Origin of the sequence: Pseudomonas psychrophila, from assembly GCF_001043005.1 — a bacterium.
Taxonomy (GTDB): domain Bacteria; phylum Pseudomonadota; class Gammaproteobacteria; order Pseudomonadales; family Pseudomonadaceae; genus Aquipseudomonas; species Aquipseudomonas psychrophila.
The window spans coordinates 1-718 of sequence record NZ_JYKZ01000054.1 but is presented as its reverse complement, the minus strand read 5'-3'; the positions used below and the strand labels follow the sequence as shown (position 1 = coordinate 718).

The window sequence follows — 718 nt, the reverse complement described above, 5'->3', positions numbered from 1 at the left end:
ATGCCGGCTTCCGAGTTCTTGCGCTCGGAGCCTGCCATCGTGGCGGGCATGGCTAACGCGACATTGCCTGACAGCAAAGTGCCCTGGCTGGAACTGGCGGCTGATTACGACAAAATCCGCGATCTGATCGAGAAAACCGTCCCGGGCTTCGAGGCGTTCAATGAGCGCATCCGGGTTCCGGGAGGCTTTCGGATGCCGCTTCCCGCGACGGAGCGTATCTGGATGACGCCCTCGGGCAAGGCCGAGTTCTTTGTATTCCCCGGTCTGCATGAAGACAAGGAAGTTGACGGTGAGGACGTCTTGCGGCTGATCACGCTGCGCAGTCATGACCAATACAACACGACGATCTATGCTCTGGATGATCGGTATCGCGGTGTATTTGGTCGGCGAGACGTGTTGTTCATGAACCCGGCTGATCTCGAGTCACGGGGGCTGGCTCACGGGGATTTGGTCGATATCGAAACGGTCACCCAGGGGCGCAAGATGCGCTACGAGAAAATAACGGCCATCGAGTACAAGATATCGGCGGGTTCGGTGGGCGCGTATTACCCGGAGGCTAACCAACTGGTGCCGCTGGACTATATCGACGTCGATAGCGGCACGCCGTCTTACAAATCGGTCCCCGTAAAGGTCATGCGCTCGGAAGTTAACTGAGCGGCTGATCATGATCAAACAAGGGGCGTGAAGCCCCTTGTTAGCGGATGCCGTATTTCGACTC

General features: G+C 57.7%; 1 protein-coding gene. It reads left to right on the top strand.

The window, feature by feature from the left end:
• Positions 1-654: molybdopterin dinucleotide binding domain-containing protein (locus TU76_RS24015; protein ID WP_048352650.1), on the top strand; the 654-nt coding region annotated here is incomplete at its 5' end.
• Positions 655-718 lie beyond the last annotated feature (64 nt).